At 53.5% G+C, this 2282-nt stretch carries 4 protein-coding genes; all 4 read left to right on the top strand.

Going from position 1 to position 2282, the window contains the following annotated elements; genetic code table 11:
- Positions 1 to 74: 74 nt before the first annotated feature.
- Positions 75 to 344, top strand: coding sequence for a hypothetical protein (locus JK213_RS15720; RefSeq protein ID WP_211571894.1), 270 nt, complete (start codon positions 75 to 77; stop codon positions 342 to 344).
- Positions 345 to 347: 3 nt separating this feature from the next.
- The gene (locus tag JK213_RS15725) at positions 348 to 1142 is read left to right on the top strand and encodes a DUF3560 domain-containing protein (protein ID WP_211571895.1); all 795 of its coding nucleotides are present in this window, start codon (positions 348 to 350) and stop codon (positions 1140 to 1142) included.
- Positions 1143 to 1327: 185 nt separating this feature from the next.
- Positions 1328 to 1633 (top strand): hypothetical protein, encoded by a 306-nt coding sequence (locus tag JK213_RS15730; RefSeq protein ID WP_211571896.1) that lies wholly within the window; start codon positions 1328 to 1330, stop codon positions 1631 to 1633.
- Positions 1634 to 1678: 45 nt separating this feature from the next.
- Positions 1679 to 1990 (top strand): hypothetical protein, encoded by a 312-nt coding sequence (locus JK213_RS15735; protein ID WP_211571897.1) that lies wholly within the window; start codon positions 1679 to 1681, stop codon positions 1988 to 1990.
- Positions 1991 to 2282 lie beyond the last annotated feature (292 nt).

A 2282-nucleotide genomic window follows, 5' to 3' on the forward strand; every position in this document is an offset into this window, starting at 1 on the left:
GCGATACATTAAGGACATGAGGAAGGGACACCACACCAGCCTCATATCTCGCAATCTCTTAGGAGGCTCACCCTATGTCTTTCACCCTGACCAAAAAAGAAGCCTTGGAGATCCAGGCAAAGCAGATTGAGCATTATGTTTCGGTTTACGGCGAGGGGGTTCGTCAGGCCGTTGCAGATGCCACGACCGCCGACGAACTGGCCGACGATGTGGGTTATGACGTTGTGACGATCAATCGTCATATTCCGCGCGGGGGGGCCATTGAAGCCCTTATCCCGGCAAAGGTGGAGGCAGAGCGCCGCTATCGTGAAGGCTTGGCGCAGCTTCTTGGTGGGGAGGGCTAAGCCATGACCCGCAACAGCTACGAAGAACGCCAAGAAGCACGCCGCGCCCGCTATGAAGAACGGGCAGAACGGGCACGCAAAGAGGCGGAAGGAAAAGCCCGCCGTGCCACCACGATGGCGGATTGCATCCCTTTCGGACAGCCCATTCTTGTGGGACACCATAGCGAAGGCCGCGACCGCAGATTCAGGGCGCGGATTGGTCAAGTGATGACCCAAGCCGTGCAGGCGGATAAGAAAGCCGACTATTACGAGCAGAAGGCGGAAGGCGTTGGAAAAGGCGGTATTTCTAGCGACGACCCGCAGGCAATCGAGAAACTGACGGCACAACTTGAGAAGCTGGAAGCGGACAGCATCAAAATGAAAGCCGCAAACAAGGCGGTTAGAAAGAATGACCGCAAAGCCTTGGAGGCGTTAGGCTACTCGGAAAAGGCGATTGAACTGCTGTTCAAGCCCGATCATGTGGGCCGGGTTGGTTATGCAGATTTTGAACTAACGGGAAACCGGGCAAATGCTCGCCGTATCCGCCAGCGCATCGAGGTTTTGAAAAAGACGCAAGCGCGGGAGAACGTGGAGCAGGTGGGAGAAGGCTATACCTATCGCGAAGACAGCGAAGAAAATCGCGTGATGTTTGAATTTGACGGCAAGCCAGACGCGGAAACGCGCCAAGTCTTGAAAGACCATTCTTTCCGCTGGTCTCCCACACGCGGGGAAAACGGCGCTTGGGTTCGTCACTTGAATAACGCCGGTATCTATAATGCCCAATGTGTGCGGAAGATACTGGACGCACAGAAGGACTAACAAAGGCCGGATTTAGGAAGAAATCCTAAGTTTTAGGTGGGCGCTTTACCGGCGCTCACCGTTTGTTTTTCTAGAAAATTTGCAATTTTTGCTTGCGCTTTTTAGTGTATCGCGATACATTAAGAACATGAGGAAGGGACACCACACCGGCCTCATATCCCGCAACCTCATAGGAGGCTCACCCTATGCGAAACGATATTACTTTCGACTTTACCCGCACCATGATTGCCGCATGTGTTTTCGGCGTTGGGGTTGGAATCATTTGGCGGCTCACCGGCTTTGCCGCGCTGCTCCTGATTCCGCTTTGCATGTTCCCTGTACGGCGTAGCGCCGGTTCATGGGCATCTTCTTTCACCATCGACATTCCGTATTTCTGGCGTCGTCCGACCTCTGAAAGTGATCTTGTCGAATGGCGGAAGCATCGCCGGATCTTCGGTCTCGTTTTGTCGATTGCCGTCATCACGCGGTTAATGCTGGTGGCTATCGTGTAAATCCCGCCGCCCCGGCATTGCCGGGGCGGTTCGTTAGGATCGAAAATGAAAAAACAAATCGACGCCTTGCGGCGTCACTTTGCTTTTCTGGTATTTCTGGCAAGCCTAGGGCTTGCGGTTGGGTTCACATGGTCCCTAGGGGGATGTGTGGCCCTTTTGGCAATTCCGCTCCTAGTGTGTCCTCTGGATCTTTGGAAACGGGGAGATATGGCGACCTGCACGCTGGACGTGCCGAATGCCTGGCCGATACCGCACGATATGGCGGGTCGGAAAAAATGGCGTCGATACTGGTCGGAAATGCTCGCTATCGCCATGTTTGCTCTTGTCACCCGCCTTTGGGTGCTGATGTATCATTAGGAGTACACATGCCCCCGAACGTTTTTGCGCCGATAGGCCATGCGGTCCAAATTGTCTTCGGATTGGTCGGTTTGTTCGGTTTAATCCTGGTTGGTTTGTGGGTGTTCTTTCATGACTCAAAGTGGTCCAATGCAACGTTTTATTTTCTGTATCTCGGCCTAGCCGCGCTTGCGATTAGCATTGTAGGGATAAGCGCTTCCGCCTTTATAAAATGACTTTCTTTCTCTCTTGCCTTCTTTCTTTATTTTTGAAGTAGGGCGAAAGAGGATGCGGGGCAGGCCAGCCCTGGCGG

The sequence above is a fragment of the Gluconobacter sp. Dm-44 genome, assembly GCF_018256175.1.
GTDB lineage: Bacteria > Pseudomonadota > Alphaproteobacteria > Acetobacterales > Acetobacteraceae > Gluconobacter > Gluconobacter cadivus.